We start from the raw sequence: 19,263 nt of genomic DNA on the forward strand, positions 1-19,263 counted from the left end.
TGATATGGATTAGTATAATAGATAGATAATGACCTTTAAAGGATAAATAAGTATGAATAACTTGCTATTCACATAAAGCAACTACTCATGTAGGCTTATCACTTACATATTTAAATAATATGCAACAGTGAGACATTCTTAAGAATTCAAAGGTTGAGAGAAAGTGAAGAAACTTGGCAGGAGATTAAAGACAATCACATTACTAATAGCTGCACTGATGATTATTTCCATTGTATCGATAGTGATATATGTGGAGAGTGGCAGCCAGAACGAAGAGTCATACATGAGCAGCTACAACTATGATATTTCCATTGAAGCCAACGGACCTCTGGATAATGTAATGCTGTATGTCCCACTGCCAACCTTTGAGAATAAATCGATTGTTGGAGAGAACATGATTTCCAGAGATTTCTATAATAAAGCTCCTGAATGGAACTTCAGCATTGTGGAAACCGAACATGGAAACATGCTATCGATAACTAACGACAAGATAATTCCAAGGTATCAATCGCTACCAATTGCTATAGAAGAAGATGAAGATTCAGAGAACGAAGTTTCTGTAGCTACAGAATCACATGAATACTCAGAGGAAACACCCGTGATCTGGCCTGTTGATTTTTCTATTATGACAAAGGTGAACCAGAGCATTGACACAAAAGATCCTGTAGACAATGCCTTGGTCCTGCTCCCAAAATACAAGCTCAGCAGCTCAGAACCACCGTACGACATACCAACTCCTGACTACATCGAACCCGAATACTATGAGTACGAAAGCAGGATATTCGCACAATACAACTCCTCGAACCAGACCAGTGTTTATATCCGCGTTGAGGTGAACGGTGCAAATGAATGGTGGGTCGGTGGATGGAGATCAAACTCTTTCCAGGACAGAATCATCATCCGGATGAACGGACCACAGGACGGCTGGAGAACAGCAGAGGGAAGTATGGTTACTGGCGATGGGATCTATGATGACTAAGGCAATGGTAAATTGACCTGCCTTAGCCATATTATCTATTTTTTGATCGTGCTTTAGCTTTATTCCGCATTTATCTTCTTCAGCAACCATGCAATGTTTGATGCAAGATTAGCCATGGTCTGCATGCCTTCAGCATCCTCATTGACATCCCCCGGATTTAAACCAATACCAAGGTTCCAGTAAGAGGAACCCACAGTTACCATGTTGGTTATCCCAAAGAGATGATTGATAGAATCATAAGCATGTACTGCACCAGCTCTGCGAACTGCAATTACAGCAGCACCGGCTTTCCTCGAAAAGAATCCACCGTTTGCAATAGATACGAACCCTGCACGATCAATAAGTGCCTTGGTCTCTGTGTTGACATCAGCGAAGTAGGTTGGAGAACCTATGACAATACCATCGGCATCCTTCATCTTTGCGATACACTCATTGATGGCATCATCATCAAAAACGCATTTATCGTTCTTATTCTCGAAACATTTCATGCATGCAGTGCATCCATGGACCTTCTTCCCACCAATGTTGATGGTCTCGGTCTCGATACCTTCAGCTTCGAGTTTGCTGGTGAGTTCTTTCAGGAGGGCGGCTGTGTTTCCTTCTTTACGTGGACTTCCGTTTATTGCGATGACTTTCATGGTGGTTTCCTCATTTAAAGAGACTTATATTGAGTCTACCTTGATAAGAACATTGATAAAATGGGTTCTGTAGAAACCCTTATTTGAATGGCTTATGCAATTGTGCATAAATGTTATGGTTGGGAACTATCAATTTTGTGGGAAACATCGCGGCTTTTAATTACCAGTATTCAGAAACAGAGTTAAAGACAACAGATTGTTTTATTAATCTTATCTGATCGTGCCGGCTTCACCGGATTCTCTTGGATGGTTTTATTTATTCATGACTTACGAGTAGTCAAACATATTGTCCCCTGCGCCTTCGTGTTTCTGATAGCTTTACAAAAAATCATTGACAAACAAAGAACTATGCTATCAACCGCCGCAGGAGGCACGTTCTTTTGCTATCGTTCTGAACACTACTGAAATAATGCAGTTATTGAAAATTGCTGAGTTAAAGTTGGAATTTGCAGGATTTCTACAGAGCCGAAATGTTTAATAAAAAAAGTATCGTGGTGCGGGAGATGCGATTCGAACGCATGAACTCCTACGAGACTAGGCTCTGAACCTAGCGCCTTTGGCCAGGCTGGGCAACTCCCGCATTGTGAATGATGGTTAGTAGCGCTTTTTCTAATTAAACTTTGTGTTTGAAAAAAGTTTGAAGGAAACTGATTGGCATTACGCCAGCAATTTCAGTAAAAGTGCTTTCTGGGCGTGGAGGCGGTTCTCAGCCTGGTCAAATACTACAGAATGAGGGCCGTCCATAACCTCGGCACTTATCTCCTCTCCGCGGTGTGCAGGAAGGCAGTGCATGACGATAACATCGGGTTTTGCATGCTCCAGCAGTTCGGAGTTGATCTGGTATGGTGCAAGGTCTTTCAGGCGTTTGTCGCGTTCATCCTCATCGCCCATGGAAACCCAGACATCCGCATAGATAATGTCAGCGTCCTTTGCAGCTTCATTCGGGTCGTTAGTGATAGTGATGTTGCCACCAAGTTCCCTTGCAAGTTCTACAATGTCCTCATCTGGCTCATATCCGGGAGGACAGGCAACCACAGCTTCCATATCCATGAGAGCACAGCCAATGATAGCTGAGTTACACACATTATTTCCATCGCCTACCCATGCGTATTTCAGGCCGGATAGCTTGTTCTTGTATTCACGGATAGTGAGAAGGTCGGCAAGTATCTGACACGGATGCTCCTTATCGGAAAGTGCATTGATGACAGGAATAGAAGAATGCTCTGCCAATTGTTTTACCGTTTCATGACTGTAGACCCTTGCAATGATACCGTAGAGATATCTTGAGAGTACCTCAGAAGTGTCTGCAACAGTCTCACCGCGTCCAAGCTGCATATCCCTTGGATTCAGGTACAGCCCATGCCCGCCAAGGTCACACATTGCAACCTCAAATGAGACACGAGTACGTGTAGAAGACTTCTCGAATATCATACCAAGGCTCTTATTCTTCAGGAGGTCTGTGACCTTACCCCTCAGACGTTTCTCCTTCAGGTCTTCCGCCATATCGAGTAACTCAACGATCTCATCATGAGAAAGGTCAGCCATGGAAATCAGGTGTTTCATACTATCAACCCTCACTGTTATCTATTAATACTGTTACTGCCCGCGTATTTTATTCATGTGATCAATACGCCTCTGGATAAGATACCCCTTACCGATGTCAGTCCTGTAATGCAGGTCACCGGAAAGGTTCTCCAGGGCAAGCTGGGCAATCTTTTCTGCCTCTTCAATGGAATCCGCAACACCTACAACAGCAACAGCCCTTGAGCCGGTAGTGTAGACTTTGCCATCCTTCTCGTAAACACTTGAATAGAATAATATCGCACTGCCAATGTCACCCACAACAACTTCCTTGTCCTTTGTAGGATGGTCAGGATAACCAGCGGGAACAGCATACTTACAGACAGTTGCCTTCTTGCTGAATTTAACAGCCAGTTTATCAAGTGTACCACTTGCCATTGCAGCCAGCACATCTACATAATCAGTTTCAAGCAAAGGCAGTACATTCATTGCCTCAGGGTCACCGAAACGTGCATTGAATTCAATTACCCGGGGACCATCCTTTGTGATCATGAACTGACCGTACAACGTACCCTTATACTTCTGCCCGGTTTCCTTATAAAGTGCCTTTACAGTATCGATCATTATCTGCTTGGAGCCTTCCACATCTTCAGCAGTAAGGAAAGGAAGTATCTCCCCTGGTGCATTATAGGAACCCATGCCACCCGTATTAGGTCCAAGGTCATTCTCAAATGCCCTCTTATGATCCTGAACCGTTGGCATGAAAGCAAGGTTCTTGCCATCCACAAAAGCCTGAAGGGTAAATTCCTCACCAACGAGGTTCTCCTCAACAACAACACTTCCCTGATCAAGCAGACTTGCAGCATACTCTTTTGCAGCTTCAACATCCGGTAACTGGTCACCCATTACCTTGACACCCTTACCACCTGTAAGGCCGGCTGGCTTAACAGCGACATTTCCAAGTTCGTCAATGAAAGCATCCATAGCATCTTTATCTGTGAAAACATCAAACACAGGGCAACCTGCAATATTATTGTTTCTCATAAAATTGCGTGCCCATGCTTTATCAAATTCAAGCTGTGCAACCTTCTTCTTCGGACTCGCAACACTGATATCCGCATCTTCAAGGGCATCTGCAAGACCTACTGCAAGAGGTGCTTCCGGACCAACTACAACAAGTTCAATGTTCTTAGATAATGCGAACTCGACAACCTTTTCAACATTTGTCTCTTTTTCGAGGAGAAAATCCTCACACAATTCAGCGATGCCTGGATTCTTCTTTGACATCACCGCATAGATGGACGGGTCTTTTCTACTTCGCGCTATTGCAGCTATCATAGCATGCTCTCTTCCGCCGCCACCAACTACTAATACATTCATATATTAAACCTCATCATAAAACAATCATTAGCAATATACAGATACGATTATAACTTATCTCAATATCCTTTATTATTTTACTATTTTATAGGAATAAGAATACCAAAGAGTTCTAATTCCTGAAATAAATAACTTGTCTTTATTTTTACTGCATAAATTCAGATAAGGTCACTTGCTCTGACAAGAGGAACAAGCTTCACGCCAATATCACTCAAACTCTTCTCTGCCCCGGACTCACGGTCAACAACAGTAATAACCCTGTCCACAACAGCACCTGCTTCACGTATTGCCTTAATGGCATCCTTAACAGACCCACCACTTGTAGTCACATCCTCAAGTAGCAAGATCTTTGAACCTTTCTCGAACTCCCCGACAAAACGTCCGCCGGTACCATAATCCTTTGAAGACTTGCGAATTAGTATAAGTGGGAGCCCCGACTCAAGGGAGACAGCCGTAGCAAGAGGAACACCACCAAGCACGACACCTCCAACAGCATCGAGATCCAATCCTTTTATGACATGTGTTGCACCCTTTGCTATCACTTTAAGCGTAGCAGGATCCGTACTTGCCTTCTTTATGTCAATATAATATGTACTCTTCTTCCCTGAAGAAAGTGTGAAATCACCGAACTTAACAGCACCACATGCTTTCAGAGCATCTATCAATGCGCGTTTACCATTCCCATCAGACATTCGATCACCTAATAATTGTATTTTTAAAACGCTCACCAGGGTTCATTCTTAACCCCGATGAAGTAACCTATAATATTAGTACTCAGGTGCAAAACAGGAGTCAGCACCAGCAACACAATGACTATTGAAGCCGTAAAATTAGCAGCAAACCATACAGGAGCCGCTATGTAAGTAAACAACCATGCCCCTAACACAAAGTCAAGTTGGTCAACAACCGGCATGGCAGCACCTCTTTTAAGGCCAAGCCTTCTCTTAAAGAAACTCATAAACATGTCTCCGAACAGAGAACCAAATGCCAGCGCAAATATCACAACGACTGCGTTTGCACCGTTTCCTGCAAAAGAAGGAAGCTCAACTGAAAACATCGTTGTTTGCCGGGACAGATAGTACATCTGCAAAAGACCTGCCATCATTCCAAATGCTATGCCGCAAAGAAGGCCTCGATATGTTTTCCCGTCTCCAAGTATACGTCGTCCATCAATAAAGTTTTTCCCACCATCAATTGATTTTCCTCCGCCAAATACAGCAGCCATAGGACTGGGTATATAGGCAGGAAGCATAAGCCAGACAGCAATAATCAGCATCTCAATCGTAAGTATCAACTCTCATTTGCAAATCTAAATATATATTTGCAACCTTAATTTGTTGCCCTTTTCTCATATGCAACATCATTATTTAATATATCGAAGCACACTGGCTAAAATAGCTCTAATTATAAATATGTTGTACACATAGAATTTGCCGCGAGATGAAAAATAAAATACCACAACTGACAACAAGTAATACAATGCTTGCGACTGTTGTCACTTTTCTATTACTGGCAACAATCATAACAATGGGGATGCTAACGCCTCTTATCGCAAAGCTTGCAACCGGAATCGAGCTTAGCCTCGAACCTGCTTATTTCAATAACAGAACTGCAATTCCTGTATCAATCCTTATGCTGCTTCTGAGCACATGCATGCTCGTAGGTTACGCAGACCGCAAATACGTCATTCCAATAGTAGGAGCATCTGCTGCCATTTCTATCCTTTTTGTATTTATCTCGCCCTTTGAAAACACCCCTATGGACATCTCCATACCAATTCTCATTGTGACCTTACTGGCAACTATTTTCAGGATATTCAAGATATACACCAGCAGCAAGAACCTTGCTTCGTCAGTAAAGATCAGGAAGATCAGTGCACACATAATTCACGTTGGGATCATACTCATCCTGCTGGGAATTGTCCTCAGTTCCAATATGAAAGTAGAAGGATCCTCTGTGCTTGGCATAGATGAAACAGGTTCATTTGAAGACCAGCATTACCAGCTGAAAATAAACAACATGGACTCATATTACAGCGGTGAAGCTTTCCGCACATATCAGGCATCATCTTACATAACAGAAGTCAATTTTGACATTTACAAAAATGGGAATTACTTCAAAAGTGGACAGGTTAACTACGTCACTGATTTCAAGTGGGGACAGACCTACACAACCACATACATAAACCGTGGGCTCACTGAGGAACTTTTCATTGCGCCAAGAGCCATCGATGAATCCGAAGGGAAAATCGACCTCTACATGCGAACCGTACCTTTCATCAATTGCCTCTGGGGAGGCATGTATCTCATGGTAATAGGCATCATAGCCCTGCTCCTTACGGACCGTAAATACGAAGGGAAGACAGCCTCATCCGGCAATGGCAACAAAACAACTGCCGATGAAAAATATAACCGGATGCTCGAACAGGAAATAGAAAAACGCAGAGCAAAGAGGACAACGAGCAAGAGGTGATGATGTGAACTTAGGAATGATATTTATATGGCTGGCCTTTATCAGTGGATTGGGTGCTACTTTTTATTCAATTCGTTATTACACAGCATCAAACTACAAGACAAAGATACGCTCAAAAAAACTGGAAATGCTGTGTGCCTCCAGCATCACACTCTCGGCATTCATACTTGTTATACACCTGTTGAGTGTCAATGCTTCCTATGAATACGTGTACAACCACTCCAGTACTGACCTTTCATGGTTCTACCGCATCTCAGCCTTCTGGGCAGGACAGGAAGGCTCCATGCTGCTCTGGACATGGGCAATACTTGTAATGCTTTTACTGGTGCGTTACACAGGTTACACAAAAAAACTATCGGAAACAAGAATGATGGATATCACAACAATGATATCAATGGCAATAGCATCCGTATTCCTTATACTGCTGGTAATGGATAACCCATTCTCTGCATTCCGCATACTTCCATCAGGTTCCATAGAACCCACTAACTGGAATCCTTTTGCTGCACTTTACAATGTACCCTACGGACAGGGAATGAACCCGCTTCTACGCAATCCATGGATGGCTGTACACCCACCTGTTCTGTTCCTTGGATACGCAGCTTTCACCATACCCTTTGCAGCCGCCATTGCCAACCTTTTCACAAAGGATAACCGCTGGACACTGGTGGCAAGAGACTGGATGAGAATTGCCTGGCTTTTCCTGACGCTGGGAATCGGACTTGGCGGATTCTGGGCATACGAGGTGCTCGGATGGGGAGCATGGTACTGGACATGGGATCCTGTCGAAACTTCTTCACTTATACCATGGATTACTGCTACAGCTTACCTGCATGCACAGACACGAACAAAACACGGTGAATATGAGTTCTTGGCACCACTGCTTGCAATTGCTTCATTCATACTTGTCATATTTGCAACTTTTGTAACAAGGAGCGGAATATGGGCATCCGTACACTCCTGGCAGGATTTCACAACAGAAGGACTTGTGATTGCAATATTCCTGCTTATCCTTACAGGAAGCAGCATATTTCTGCTTGGGAAAAGATATCTGGAGGAAGATGAAGAAGAGAACGGACAGGAAGCAGGTTTAGCCTGAAATTCCAGCCTCTTTATTCTACTATTTTTTCACTGCGTGAACATTCAGCCTTCTGAAGTACTCAAGATATGTTCCATCCGACTGATCTGCAACCTCTTTGGCTTTATCCACAACCACATCCCTGAAAAGAGTTGCATTCTCCTCTGGCAGATATGAAACAAAAGGAACAATACTGGGTTGCTCGATCCATCCGACAAATGAAGCTTCATCAGGGAAATTACGGTCTGCATTCTCCATCCAGACCCTGTATTCTTCAAAACCTACTGAAAGGAGAAGTTTTTCATACTCAGAAGTCCCCGACATTACCCACGGCCATTCAAATGAACTGAGAGACGATGAGAATTCAGGAGAAGACATTACCTCTTTAAGAACACCGATAAGATTCGTACAATTACCTTCGCCTGCAAACTGAACCCTCATTACCCCATTCTTTTTTAAGCAGCCGTGAACAGTACGAAGGAGAACATAGTGACCTTTTACCCAGTGAAATGCAGCGTTGGAAAAAACAACGTCAAACTTATCCTCAATGATCATGTTCTCCATATCCAGCAAACGAAACTCCATGTTATCAGCCCTGTGCTTTTCTGCCTGCTTAAGCATGGAAGGAGAACTATCAACGCCCACAACCTTCCCTTCAGGAACCCGTTCTGTCAGCTTTGCTGTGAGAAGACCATTACCACAACCAAGGTCAAGGATATGCTCATCACCCTGAAGTTCAAGTTCATCCATCATTTTGCTGCCCCAATCCTGCTGTGGCTGCGAAAACTTCTCGTATTTCTGACCGTTAAATCCTTTTTCCACTTATCTCACCCGGCCAGAATTATTCATCAATAAATGTTTCAGCCTTCAACTTTCCATTTTCTTCAATAAGTATCTCTATTTTCCTTTCAGCTTTCGAGAGCTGCTGGTTACACACGCGGGCAAGTTTCATGCCACGCTCAAATATCCCAAGACTCTCATCAAGGGTTAGTTGACCCTTTTCAAGTTTATTTACAAGATTTTCCAGTTCTTCCAGTGAACTTTCAAAACTCATATTATCCAGTCTCTCCACAACTTCTGGTCCATTCATTTCTTCCACAAACTCAACTCCTCTTTTTACCAATGCCCCGCTTTTCAGACTTAACACCCGTAACTCTGCATTCCACAGTTCCATCGATAACCCGGACATCAAGAGATCCGTCAATGTTTACCTCATCAATGCTTCTGACAACACTATGATCTGTGCTTTTAAGGGTGATACTGTAACCCCTCTCCAGTGTATTCAAAGGACTTACTGCATTCAGGCGACCTGCAAGTCCTGAAAGAGATGATGCCTTCAAATCAATTATTTTCCTGAGGCAAAATTCCATGTGAATACTGAGTTCATCAACCCTTTGCATATCGCGATGCAGTATCTCAGCGAACCTTTCCGGCTCTATCCTTGAAGAAAGGTAATCCACTTGCCGCTTGTTATCAGATACAACATGTATTGCAGCCTGTTCCATACGTGATGACAGGGACATCACATGTTTCTTAAGGTCGGTTTTTTCAGGAACTGCAATCTCTGCAGCAGCCGATGGTGTCGGAGCCCTCACGTCAGCCACGAAATCTGCAATTGTATAGTCAGTTTCATGCCCCACTGCAGATATAATAGGAATTGTTGAATCAAATATCGCCCTTGCAACCACTTCCTCATTAAATGACCACAGGTCTTCCAGTGAACCACCACCCCTCCCAACAATGATTACATCAACATCTGTTTTATTGAGATGTTCAATTGACCTTACGATGCTCTCTGCAGAATTCTCTCCCTGGACTGTTGCCGGACTTAATAGAATATCTACCGGAAAACGACGTTTCAACACATTCAGTATATCATGTATTGCTGCACCTGTAGGAGAAGTAACAACGCCCACTTTTGCCGGAAAACGTGGAATCTTCTTCTTGTGTATGACTTCGAACAAACCTTCTTCCTGCAAACGGTTGCGAAGCTGTTCATAAGCCTTGTAGAGTTCACCAATCCCATCAGGTCGCATGTCAAGTACCCTGAGCTGATACTGACCTCGTACTGTGTAGACATCCACGGTCCCGAAAACAAGCACTTTCATGGACGACTCCGGTTCGAATTTGAGTGTGCGGTTGGTCATCCTGAAACTCACGCAACTTACTTGGGCACTTTTGTCCTTCAGAGTAAAATAATAATGGCCGGAACTGTGTTTGGTAAGATTCGATATCTCACCACGTACCCATACCTGTCCTAGTTGCGGGTCATGTGTCAAAACCTGTTTTATGTGTTCATTCAATTGCGAAACAGTATATATACCCATATAGGATCTCCGGCCTTTCAGGGAAAGTATGTTTTGGGAATATAAAACCCAGATGGAAGTTATGTGAAAGTATTATATTAACGATTGTTGCTGGTTGAACAGGAAACATACATAATATTCAAAGTAAAAATGGTTTCAAAAATTGAATATTGACAGAATTATTTCGAAAACTATTAATAGATTCTTTTTCTTTCTTGTAAAAACCTGTAAAGTGGGGTAAAAACGTGAAATATAAAAAAACGAAGGCAGACATGCTATCAAATAGCTCTGCTATTGTGGATAGCAGTGACATAGACACAATACATTACCGGCAAATGCAACTGATACTCTCAGAAGAAATACCACTTAGACCAGCTGACTCTGATACTTTAATTGAGAACAGAGAGAAGATAAACGTCCTGATGGACAAAGTGCGCTTATGTGTTTCTTCACTTGCCGGAAAAAAAGAAGAAAACAATGATATTTGCCCTTACAGATCAAGGGTTGCAAAGAAAAGCAGGACCATCAACATAGACTGCAAGGAATGTGACTGTGAATCCAGTTTTGAAGATGAGAAATGCAGAACAAATATTTTTACTATTCTTCAGAAAGAGCCTGTTGCCGAAAGACTCACCCTCTCAAAGCTCTATGAAAGAGATTATGAAGGCAGGTCGCTTGAAGCTATCTACATAATGGCAGGCCTGAAGGACAAACTCCTGCCCTACAAAAGTTCAAAATTTGGGGTGGAAACATGCGATAACTCTGCACGATGCAGAAAAGAGCATGCAAGGATAATGGAAACAATCCTGGATACATCGAAAACTGACCCTCTCAAAACCTTCTACATCATCGGCAAGCTCATAGAATACAACGAAACAAAAGAACTGCAATCTGAAAGGCAGACCGAATGTTCATTCTGCAGGGAAAAATTCACGAATACCTTACGTGAAATGAGCATCATTTCCGGAAGAATAACAACAGGAGTTGCTTTTGAAAGATATGGAGAAAAAAGAAGAGTATTTGCTGCTAAATCTACAGAATATACCATGGATTATGAAAAACATCTCAAATCCTATGTAAGACCACCTTTTTCCACATCAAGAATTTACACCGAGCCACCTGATAATACCATATTCCTGGAATGTTACGACATCAGCTTCCAGGATGAAAGGCGTTTGCCGGTGAATATCTACCAGTTAACAGACCGTCCTGAAAAAATGTATATCATCAACCCGGTAGAATATTCCCTTGAAGAGAGGGAGCTTAAACTGGTGGAAAGGATTAGAAAAAAGATGATAATGCACCGTCCTGCAGACCTTCATTTTTCAGACCCTGCCAATTCACGACAATACTTCCACAGGCTCAGCAAACAGTTCCTGCTTGAAGAAAAAGATGTTGAGGACATTATATCAGACCCGTCAAAGGTGAAGCTCTGTTGTGACCTTCTTACCAAATACACCACAGGACTTGGAATACTTGAAGATCTGATGTCCGATGAACGCGTCACAGATGTCTATGTGAACGCGCCAGCTGACCAGAATCCGGTTCATGTAGTACTGGATGGTGAGGAATGTATCACTAACATTTTTTTATCCCAGGAGGACATGGAATCCATGGTCTCAAGGCTGCGTTCAATCAGCGGGCGTCCTTTTGGAGAAGCAACTCCCGTGCTTGAGATGTTCCTGAAAGAATACGGAGTTCGTGTTTCAGTCATCGGTGACCCCCTTAGTGCAAAAGGAATTGCCTATGCATTCAGGAAGCATGCAAAAGACCCCTGGTCATTGCCCAGACTCATCAACAACGGTTCAATTTCACCACTTACTGCAGGTCTTCTTAGTTTTATAATGGATGGACAGGCGTCCATACTTGTTGCAGGTGGAGTTGGAGCAGGCAAGACCTCACTAATGTCCGCAATGCTTCTGGAAATTCCGCAAAAATATCGTATGATCACGATTGAGGATACGCCTGAAATACCCATTGAAGAACTTCAGGAAATGGGATGGAAAGTTCAGGGACTGAACTCCCAGTCTGCAATCATGAAGTACGGAGTAGAGATCGAACCTTCTGTGGCACTGAGGGCATCCCTTAGACTTGGGAGTTCATCCCTTGTAATGGGAGAAGTCAGAGGACCTGAGGTGGCAGTACTGTATGAAGCTATGCAGGTAGGAGCAGCCGGTAACTCAGTTATCGGTACTATTCACGGATCATCAACTAATGCAGTATATGAAAGGGTTGTAAACACACTGGGGGTTCCACCGGCATCCTTCAAGGCCACAGATGCTGTTGTAGTCTGTGCAAATACCAGAATTTCAGGAAGCATGACAATGAAAAGACGTGTCATGCAGGTAGCAGAGGTCAATGAGAAATGGGATGAAGACTCCGGAAAAGTATTCTCGGACATACTCACCTATGATGCTTCAGGAGATTGTCTGCGGCCTTCTGACATTATGGACAGGGGACAATCTGTTCTTATAGGCAAGATAGCTGACAAGTGGGGCATATCCATGGACGAGGCGTCCCGCAACATACGCATGAGAGCAAAAATAAAAGCAAAAATAGCAGAATATGGCAAAGAGGACAAAAGTCTGCTGGAGGCCAGAAATGTGGCTGTTGCAAACAACATGTTCTGGCTTCTCATGGATAAAGAAATAACAGAACCCGACGGGACTGATTACCAGAGAGTCTATGACAGGTGGCTCGACTGGTTTGGAGGGTTTGCAGACAAAACGGAAGTATGCACTCCCATGACAGTTGAAGGACAGCTAAGTACCGGGCAAAACGAACATTATATCTGCGAAGGTGGTCAGGCTGTACAATGAGAACTGGTACTATAACGGCTGCAAGTTCACGTCTGCTAATTTCAGATGGTTTGTAAAAGATTTCGATACATTCCGCCAGAACTCAGATAAATCTACCAGTGAAGACTATCGTAATGCCATGGTTTACACAGGATTTGCACTTGAACCGCATGAAACAGTGCTTTTTTCCTACGTATGCGCAGCCATTGCTTTGATAGGAATACTGATATTTGACTTTTTTCTCTTCAGGTTAACATCCTTTGAACAATCCACACTCATAGGAGTAGTAGCACTGAGTCTAATGTTCCCGCTTGCAGTCCTGTTTTACGCGAGCGAATACATCAAGATACATGCAAAATGGATGAAGGTTAATTCCCTGGGTGATATGCCGGAAATAATCAGTTACATTGTGATGTCAATGAAATTGGTACCAAACATGGAAGTAGCCATTCGCTTTGCAGCCAGCAATTCCGGCAGGCCCCTTGCAAAGGACCTGAAAAAAATGATATGGAACCTGCATGTCAGGGAATATAAAGGAATTGACGATGCAATACTTGAGTTTTCAAATCTCTGGGGCAAGGAAAGCGAGTATTTCAAAAGGGCCCTCCACCTCATCAAAAGCTCTACAAGCGAACCGGATGAAGCACAGAGAGTTATAACGCTTAACAGGTCACTGGACCTTGTACTTGAAAGTACACGGAACCTGATGGACAGTTTCGCTTCTAAACTTAAAACGCCGACTTATGTTCTGTACTCCATATTCATCCTGATACCCCTAGCACTGGTAGCATTGATGCCTGCAATAACTGTTGTTGGAATACGTTTTGGTATCGGAACTCTCGTAATAGTATACGATGTTATTCTTCCACTACTAACCTTTGCATATGCAGAATACATACTAATGCAGCGTCCTGCAGCATTCATACCCCAGGACATACCTGAAAGCCATCCTGAACTTGAGGGCATCAAAAAAAGAAAACAACAATCATTGCTTATCGCCCTGGTCATCGGGATCTTCATATCATCACTTGGCTACATTTTGATATACAGAGGGAACCCCTGGAATATTGTATCAACCGCAACTCTTAATGGAATAATCCCTCCCACTCTTTTTATAATATGGGGTCTTGTCTTCTCAGTTGCTGTTTACCTGAATATCAACTACACCCCTTACAAAAAAATAAGGGACGAAATACGCAAAATGGAGAACGAGTTCTCAGATGCCCTGTTTGTTCTTGGAAGAAGAATATCCGAAGGAAGATCTGCTGAGGAAGCCTTTATCCATACTGCTAGAACCATGGAGGGGTCTGATATATCAAATGCCCTTGAAAGGATATCACTAAACCTCATGAACATGAGAACAGATGTTCACTCTGCAATATTTGATGAGGAATTCGGGGCTTTTAAGGACATCTATTCCGAAAGAATAAAAACTACAATGCTTTTGCTAATTGAAAGTGTCAATAAAAGTCATGAAGTGGCAGGTGTTGCCATTGTTAAGCTTGCAGACCACCTTAAAGAGCTTCAGGATGTGGAAATAAAAATCAAGCAGTCACTCTATGACATGACATCAACTATGCGCTCAACTGCTGCTGTCTTTGCACCCCTGATCGCAGGTGTTACCATCGCCCTCTCAGAAGTAATAGCAAAGATACTCCAAAACATAGCAGACAGCATAAGACGTCTGCCTGAAAATGCATTCCCAGGCCCGGCGCAGATATCTCCCGAGAACCTGAGCCAATCCATCCCTTCTGACCTCTTTATGTTTGCAATCGGCATATATATCATACTTATAACTGTGATACTTGTGCGCTTCTCCGGCACAATCGAATACGGAGGAGATAAAGCGCAACTGCGTTACGATATAGGACAGATACTGCCGGTTACAATAATTGTTTTCACGGTTTCTACTATATTCTCAAGGATAATTTTCAGAGGTATGATATGAAAGGACAGCATCCGCAAGATTAAAAATATTTTAATACTATTTTTACAGAGGTGTATCCAATGAAAAAATCAATCGGTGCAAAAACTTTAGCATACCCCACTCCTGCATGGCTTGTGGGAACCTATGACATGTTTGGAAAAGCAAATGCAATGACTGCAGCCTGGGGAGGGATCTGCTGCTCTGAGCCCCCATGCATCAGCGTAGCCCTGCGCAAGGCCACATATACTTACGCCAACATAATGGAGAAAGAGGCTTTTACCGTAAACATCCCTTCAGAAGAGTATGTCAAAGAAACCGACTATTTTGGTATCGCAAGCGGTAAAGATGTTGATAAATTCGAAAAGATGGGACTTACGGCTGTAAAAAGCGATCTTGTATATGCACCGTACATAGAAGAGTTTCCGATTGTACTTGAATGTAAACTGGTACAAAGTTTCGAGCTTGGACTTCATACACAATTTATAGGGGAAATTATAGATATCAAAGCAGAAGAATCAGTGCTTGATGAAAATGGAATCCCCGATATTGAAAAAATAAAACCCATAATCTACTCGCCACAAAGGACCTACTACAGTATTGGAAAAAAGCTTGGAAAGGCATTTTCCATAGGGATGGAGAAATAACATACGAATCGCCGAAATGAGGCTCTGGTCATTCCATATATAAAAGGGCCTTGTTCGGACATATTATTACACATTTCATGCAGAGATCACATTTTGTATGCTCCACATTCACAAATCCATTGATCCTGTAAAGTGCACCATTGGGACAAACATTCTCACATTTACCACATTTCCTGCAACCCAGTGCTACAATAAAACCTTCACGCTCTTCCATTAGAAAGGATTATTGCATGAATCTTACATAAGTTTTCGGACAATGGAAATAAAATAGCCTTATATACCTGCAAGTTATAGTTTGCCGGGATGAGTAAAATTGTCCCAGGAGAAGCAGGCTCTTTTCATTCATTTTTATCAGAAGGCTGCAAACTCTGTAAGCAGGGAGCTAAAATGGTCCTTTTTGTTACCGGAATATGTCCAAAGGATTGCTTCTATTGCCCTGTGTCAGAGGAAAGACGCGCTGATGAAACCTATGCTAATGAGAGAAAAGTGCTTTCTGACATAGACGTGCTTGATGAAGCACGGCAAATGGATGCCATGGGTACAGGAATTACCGGCGGTGAACCGCTATTAAAACCAGAGAAGGTGCTGCATTACATAAGCTTGCTAAAAAATGAATTTGGACCTGAACATCACATACATATGTACACGTCTATGACACCTGATGCGGAATTAATGGAAAAGCTCTCAAAAGCCGGACTTGATGAAATTAGATTCCACCCTCCTGTGAAACTCTGGGATAAACTGGATGATACCAGCTATGCAGACTCAATTGTCCTGGCTAAGAAACTAGAAATTGAAGCAGGAATAGAGATACCTTCGATTGAAGGTGCGGACAAGGTTGCGTTTTTTGCAAACAAAAATGAATGCTTCCTTAACCTTAATGAACTGGAGTTCTCAGACACAAATGCAGATGCAATGAAATCAAAGGGTTATACTCTAAGAGATGATCTGTCAAATGCAGTAAAGGGTTCTGAGGAATATGCAACTGAAATATCATCTAATTATGAAAATATCCACTTTTGCTCTTCCAGCTATAAGGATGCAGTGCAGCTTCGAAAAAGACTCATACGCATTGCAGAGAATACTGCAAGACCCTTTGATGAGATCAGTGAGGATGGCACCATTTTTTACGGGCAGATAGAGTGTATCGAAAGTGTTGACAGGGAATTTGTAACAGAAGAACTGTCGCAGATGGAAGTGCCGCCTGAAATGATAGAGATTGGTGGAAATTGTATTGACATTGCCTGGTGGATCCTTGAAGATATCGCAGAATCTATAAGGGATACAAAAAGAAAATTGTATATTATAGAAAGATATCCTTTTAAAGAAGGATTAATTGTTGAGAAGATACCACTGTGAAAGCTAAAATATATATGTGAGAATGTTATAGATGGTACACTTTTCATATCTAATACGGGTTTTAGAACTATTACAAATAAATAGTTTTATAAGATAAAATAACATATTGAAGAAAGAGGTGTTTGTACTGGAAACGATTGAAGAGCGAGTAAGAGAAAGACTAATAAAATATCTTAGTCGCGATGATACTGGTATACGAAAAGTAGTACTGAAATTGTTCCTTAACGGTGGTAAATTTACTACAGGTGACGTGTACGAGCATCTGCATAATACAGATTTTGATGTGAGCTACAGAGGAGTATCGGCCATGGTAGGTCTTATGAATACAAGACTTGGGATCCTGAGCATTGATGTCACTGGAGATCACAACATATACTTGCTAAAGGAAGATTATAGGGATATTGTAAGGTCTGTTCTCGATAACTACTAATACAAAAACCCTTCTTTTTCGTTTTGAAAACTCGAAACTTAAAACTGAATGTATTTTGCATATAACTCACGGGAGTGGTACTCATACTAAGAAGTATACCCCGAATAGTGTACAAAGGATATGAACGCCTGCTTATGCAGGAAGTTCAAAGTGAAGTAATCCCACAGCACATAGCCATCATCATGGACGGAAACCGCAGGTATGCGCGTAAGCTGGGGCAAATTACGTCTTTTGGGCACAGTAAGGGCGCAGATGTCACTGAGAATGTAATGGAATGGGCTTGCGAACTTGGAGTAGAACACCTTACGATTTACGCATTTTCAACTGAGAATTTTAACAGGTCCAACGACGAGAAGGATAAGCTCTTTGATCTTATCAAACTCAAATTTGATGAGATAGTCGTAGACGAAAGGACGCATGAAAGAAAGATGCGAGTCCATGCAATAGGAGATATTGAAAAATTACCTGAATCTCTTCGTGAATCGATAAAGAACGTAGAACTTGTGACATCAATATATGACAAATTCAATCTCAATGTTGCAATTGCATACGGTGGCAGGCAGGAGATAGTCCTGGCAGTCAGGGAAATAGCTGCCAAAGTTGAATCAGGAGAACTGGAACCGGAGGATATCAATGAAGAGACAATATCCAGCCACCTGTATCCCTCAGGAGCTGCTGCACTGCCTGATGTAGACCTTATTATACGCACAGGTGGTGATGAGAGGGTATCCAACTTTTTACCCTGGCAGGCTAACGGAAGCGAGTGCGCAGCATATTTCTGTGCGCCATTCTGGCCTGAGTTCCGCAAAATAGATTTTCTCCGCTCTATACGTATCTACCAGTCACGCATGAGAGAAAGACATCAGCATACAACCGCTCGTGCCGCACACTTTTTAAAAGTCCTTGGAAAAGTTGAGATAGAGGAAGTCAAGCACTATTCCAAAGAGAGGATATGATCCCCCGATCATGTTTCTATCTCCCTGTTACCAAAAGAACAGTCGATGAACTTTATCCCATCTCTATCAACAGCAATCCAGATCCAGCGATATTTTTTTTGATCCCTGTATAAGTGCGTATCTCATCTAATCAACGAAAAATGATTAATCCAGAGTATTACGGACCATAAAAAACACAATATAGTAAAGAAATCAGGGCAAAAGTGTACTGGAATCAAGCAAAATAAGTTAGATAAGTTATTAGTGCATAACCTTGACAAATATGCCAAGGTTATCTTAATTATTCAAATAAGGATTTCTACAAAGCCAATACCCGAGTTAATTCTTTCAGAAAAAGTTATTTTTTCCAGTTTGCAGTTTTGCCACTTGGCTTAATATTCTCTTTTTCTTTTTCTTCAACGGCCTCTATTGCTTTTCTTCTCCTATCCGCTGTAGTGTTATTGACCATTAATCCTTCTATTATTTCTTCATCTTTCTGGAATTTCTTCTCCATGTTCACTCCCCACATGTTGATTTAGACATGTCGGACATTCAATGTAAAGCACAACTCCCCGATATTACCCAAATTGAGAAATACACATGCCAAATGAGTAGAATAATCTGTAACTATATGAAGATATAGTCAAACAAGTAAAATTAAAACATGATGAAACATTGAGACAGAGTAAAAGCTAAATTGGAATTAATAATAAAAACTAGCCTCAAAATAACATGAATATCTGGTGCGGGAGGTGTGATTCGAACACACGAACTCCTACGAGACTAGGCCCTCAAC

Annotated in this window: 19 protein-coding genes, 1 tRNA gene and 1 pseudogene; 9 read left to right on the forward strand and 12 right to left on the reverse strand. The window is 42.2% G+C overall.

Features of this window, described 5'->3' with window-relative positions; all coding sequences use genetic code 11:
- Window positions 1–163: 163 nt before the first annotated feature.
- Window positions 164–979 (forward strand): hypothetical protein, encoded by an 816-nt coding sequence (locus QZZ23_RS10550; protein ID WP_292469818.1) that lies wholly within the window; start codon window positions 164–166, stop codon window positions 977–979.
- A gap of 59 nt (window positions 980–1,038) precedes the next feature.
- Here the strand turns inward: QZZ23_RS10550 and QZZ23_RS10555 are convergent, their stop codons facing one another.
- The 6 genes from QZZ23_RS10555 to QZZ23_RS10580 form a co-directional block, all read right to left on the reverse strand.
- Window positions 1,039–1,617 carry a flavodoxin family protein gene (locus QZZ23_RS10555; RefSeq protein WP_292469819.1) on the reverse strand — a complete coding sequence of 193 codons (579 nt, stop codon included), beginning with the start codon at window positions 1,615–1,617 and terminating at the stop codon, window positions 1,039–1,041.
- A gap of 492 nt (window positions 1,618–2,109) precedes the next feature.
- A tRNA-Leu gene (locus tag QZZ23_RS10560) sits at window positions 2,110–2,197 on the reverse strand.
- Window positions 2,198–2,274: 77 nt separating this feature from the next.
- Window positions 2,275–3,180 (reverse strand): ornithine carbamoyltransferase, encoded by a 906-nt coding sequence (gene argF, locus QZZ23_RS10565; RefSeq protein WP_292469821.1) that lies wholly within the window; start codon window positions 3,178–3,180, stop codon window positions 2,275–2,277.
- A gap of 33 nt (window positions 3,181–3,213) precedes the next feature.
- On the reverse strand, window positions 3,214–4,518 hold the full coding sequence (purD, locus tag QZZ23_RS10570) for a phosphoribosylamine--glycine ligase (RefSeq protein WP_292469823.1): 1,305 nt from the start codon (window positions 4,516–4,518) through the stop codon (window positions 3,214–3,216).
- A gap of 158 nt (window positions 4,519–4,676) precedes the next feature.
- Window positions 4,677–5,210 carry an orotate phosphoribosyltransferase gene (gene pyrE / locus QZZ23_RS10575; RefSeq protein ID WP_292469825.1) on the reverse strand — a complete coding sequence of 178 codons (534 nt, stop codon included), beginning with the start codon at window positions 5,208–5,210 and terminating at the stop codon, window positions 4,677–4,679.
- A gap of 32 nt (window positions 5,211–5,242) precedes the next feature.
- A complete protein-coding gene (locus QZZ23_RS10580; protein ID WP_292469860.1) occupies window positions 5,243–5,794 on the reverse strand; it encodes a CDP-2,3-bis-(O-geranylgeranyl)-sn-glycerol synthase in 552 nt (183 codons plus the stop codon).
- A 164-nt stretch (window positions 5,795–5,958) separates the two neighbouring features.
- Between QZZ23_RS10580 and QZZ23_RS10585 the strand changes: the two genes are divergently transcribed.
- Window positions 5,959–6,990: a cytochrome c-type biogenesis CcmF C-terminal domain-containing protein gene (locus tag QZZ23_RS10585; RefSeq protein ID WP_292469827.1), complete on the forward strand. Its 1,032-nt coding sequence runs from the start codon at window positions 5,959–5,961 to the stop codon at window positions 6,988–6,990.
- A 4-nt stretch (window positions 6,991–6,994) separates the two neighbouring features.
- The gene (gene ccsA / locus QZZ23_RS10590) at window positions 6,995–8,089 is read left to right on the forward strand and encodes a cytochrome c biogenesis protein CcsA (protein ID WP_292469829.1); all 1,095 of its coding nucleotides are present in this window, start codon (window positions 6,995–6,997) and stop codon (window positions 8,087–8,089) included.
- Window positions 8,090–8,110: 21 nt separating this feature from the next.
- Here the strand turns inward: ccsA and QZZ23_RS10595 are convergent, their stop codons facing one another.
- The 3 genes from QZZ23_RS10595 to xseA are packed head-to-tail and all read right to left on the reverse strand — an operon-like array spanning window position 8,111 to window position 10,395.
- Window positions 8,111–8,890: a methyltransferase domain-containing protein gene (locus QZZ23_RS10595; protein ID WP_292469831.1), complete on the reverse strand. Its 780-nt coding sequence runs from the start codon at window positions 8,888–8,890 to the stop codon at window positions 8,111–8,113.
- 19 nt (window positions 8,891–8,909) lie between these two features.
- Complete coding sequence (locus QZZ23_RS10600) at window positions 8,910–9,158, reverse strand: exodeoxyribonuclease VII small subunit (RefSeq protein WP_292469862.1); 249 nt, start codon at window positions 9,156–9,158, stop codon at window positions 8,910–8,912.
- A gap of 13 nt (window positions 9,159–9,171) precedes the next feature.
- Window positions 9,172–10,395 carry an exodeoxyribonuclease VII large subunit gene (gene xseA / locus QZZ23_RS10605; RefSeq protein ID WP_292469833.1) on the reverse strand — a complete coding sequence of 408 codons (1,224 nt, stop codon included), beginning with the start codon at window positions 10,393–10,395 and terminating at the stop codon, window positions 9,172–9,174.
- Window positions 10,396–10,619: 224 nt separating this feature from the next.
- Between xseA and QZZ23_RS10610 the strand changes: the two genes are divergently transcribed.
- The 3 genes from QZZ23_RS10610 to QZZ23_RS10620 are packed head-to-tail and all read left to right on the forward strand — an operon-like array spanning window position 10,620 to window position 15,743.
- Window positions 10,620–13,193 (forward strand): type II/IV secretion system ATPase subunit, encoded by a 2,574-nt coding sequence (locus QZZ23_RS10610; protein ID WP_292469835.1) that lies wholly within the window; start codon window positions 10,620–10,622, stop codon window positions 13,191–13,193.
- Complete coding sequence (locus QZZ23_RS10615; RefSeq protein WP_292469838.1) at window positions 13,174–15,120, forward strand: hypothetical protein; 1,947 nt, start codon at window positions 13,174–13,176, stop codon at window positions 15,118–15,120. The genes QZZ23_RS10610 and QZZ23_RS10615 overlap by 20 nt, the downstream gene beginning before the upstream one ends.
- Before the next feature lie 59 nt (window positions 15,121–15,179).
- The gene (locus QZZ23_RS10620) at window positions 15,180–15,743 is read left to right on the forward strand and encodes a flavin reductase family protein (protein ID WP_292469840.1); all 564 of its coding nucleotides are present in this window, start codon (window positions 15,180–15,182) and stop codon (window positions 15,741–15,743) included.
- 28 nt (window positions 15,744–15,771) lie between these two features.
- On the opposite strand, the gene QZZ23_RS10625 is transcribed toward QZZ23_RS10620, so the two are convergent.
- On the reverse strand, window positions 15,772–15,957 hold the full coding sequence (locus tag QZZ23_RS10625) for a 4Fe-4S binding protein (RefSeq protein WP_292469842.1): 186 nt from the start codon (window positions 15,955–15,957) through the stop codon (window positions 15,772–15,774).
- 89 nt (window positions 15,958–16,046) lie between these two features.
- Between QZZ23_RS10625 and QZZ23_RS10630 the strand changes: the two genes are divergently transcribed.
- The 3 genes from QZZ23_RS10630 to uppS all read left to right on the forward strand — a co-directional run bounded on the left by QZZ23_RS10630 (window position 16,047) and on the right by uppS (window position 18,488).
- A complete protein-coding gene (locus QZZ23_RS10630; protein ID WP_292469844.1) occupies window positions 16,047–17,102 on the forward strand; it encodes a radical SAM protein in 1,056 nt (351 codons plus the stop codon).
- A 106-nt stretch (window positions 17,103–17,208) separates the two neighbouring features.
- Window positions 17,209–17,532, forward strand: a complete 324-nt coding sequence (locus QZZ23_RS10635; protein ID WP_292469846.1) for a DUF2551 domain-containing protein — start codon at window positions 17,209–17,211, stop codon at window positions 17,530–17,532.
- A 134-nt stretch (window positions 17,533–17,666) separates the two neighbouring features.
- A complete protein-coding gene (uppS, locus tag QZZ23_RS10640) occupies window positions 17,667–18,488 on the forward strand; it encodes a polyprenyl diphosphate synthase (protein ID WP_292469864.1) in 822 nt (273 codons plus the stop codon).
- A gap of 23 nt (window positions 18,489–18,511) precedes the next feature.
- Here the strand turns inward: uppS and QZZ23_RS10645 are convergent.
- Both QZZ23_RS10645 and QZZ23_RS10650 read right to left on the reverse strand, forming a co-directional pair.
- Window positions 18,512–18,586, reverse strand: a pseudogene (locus QZZ23_RS10645) (IS1 family transposase); the annotation flags it as partial.
- Window positions 18,587–18,825: 239 nt separating this feature from the next.
- Window positions 18,826–18,981 carry a hypothetical protein gene (locus tag QZZ23_RS10650; protein ID WP_292469848.1) on the reverse strand — a complete coding sequence of 52 codons (156 nt, stop codon included), beginning with the start codon at window positions 18,979–18,981 and terminating at the stop codon, window positions 18,826–18,828.
- Window positions 18,982–19,263: the final 282 nt, after the last annotated feature.

Origin of the sequence: Methanolobus sp. (assembly GCF_016278385.1) — an archaeon.
Lineage (GTDB): Archaea > Halobacteriota > Methanosarcinia > Methanosarcinales > Methanosarcinaceae > Methanolobus.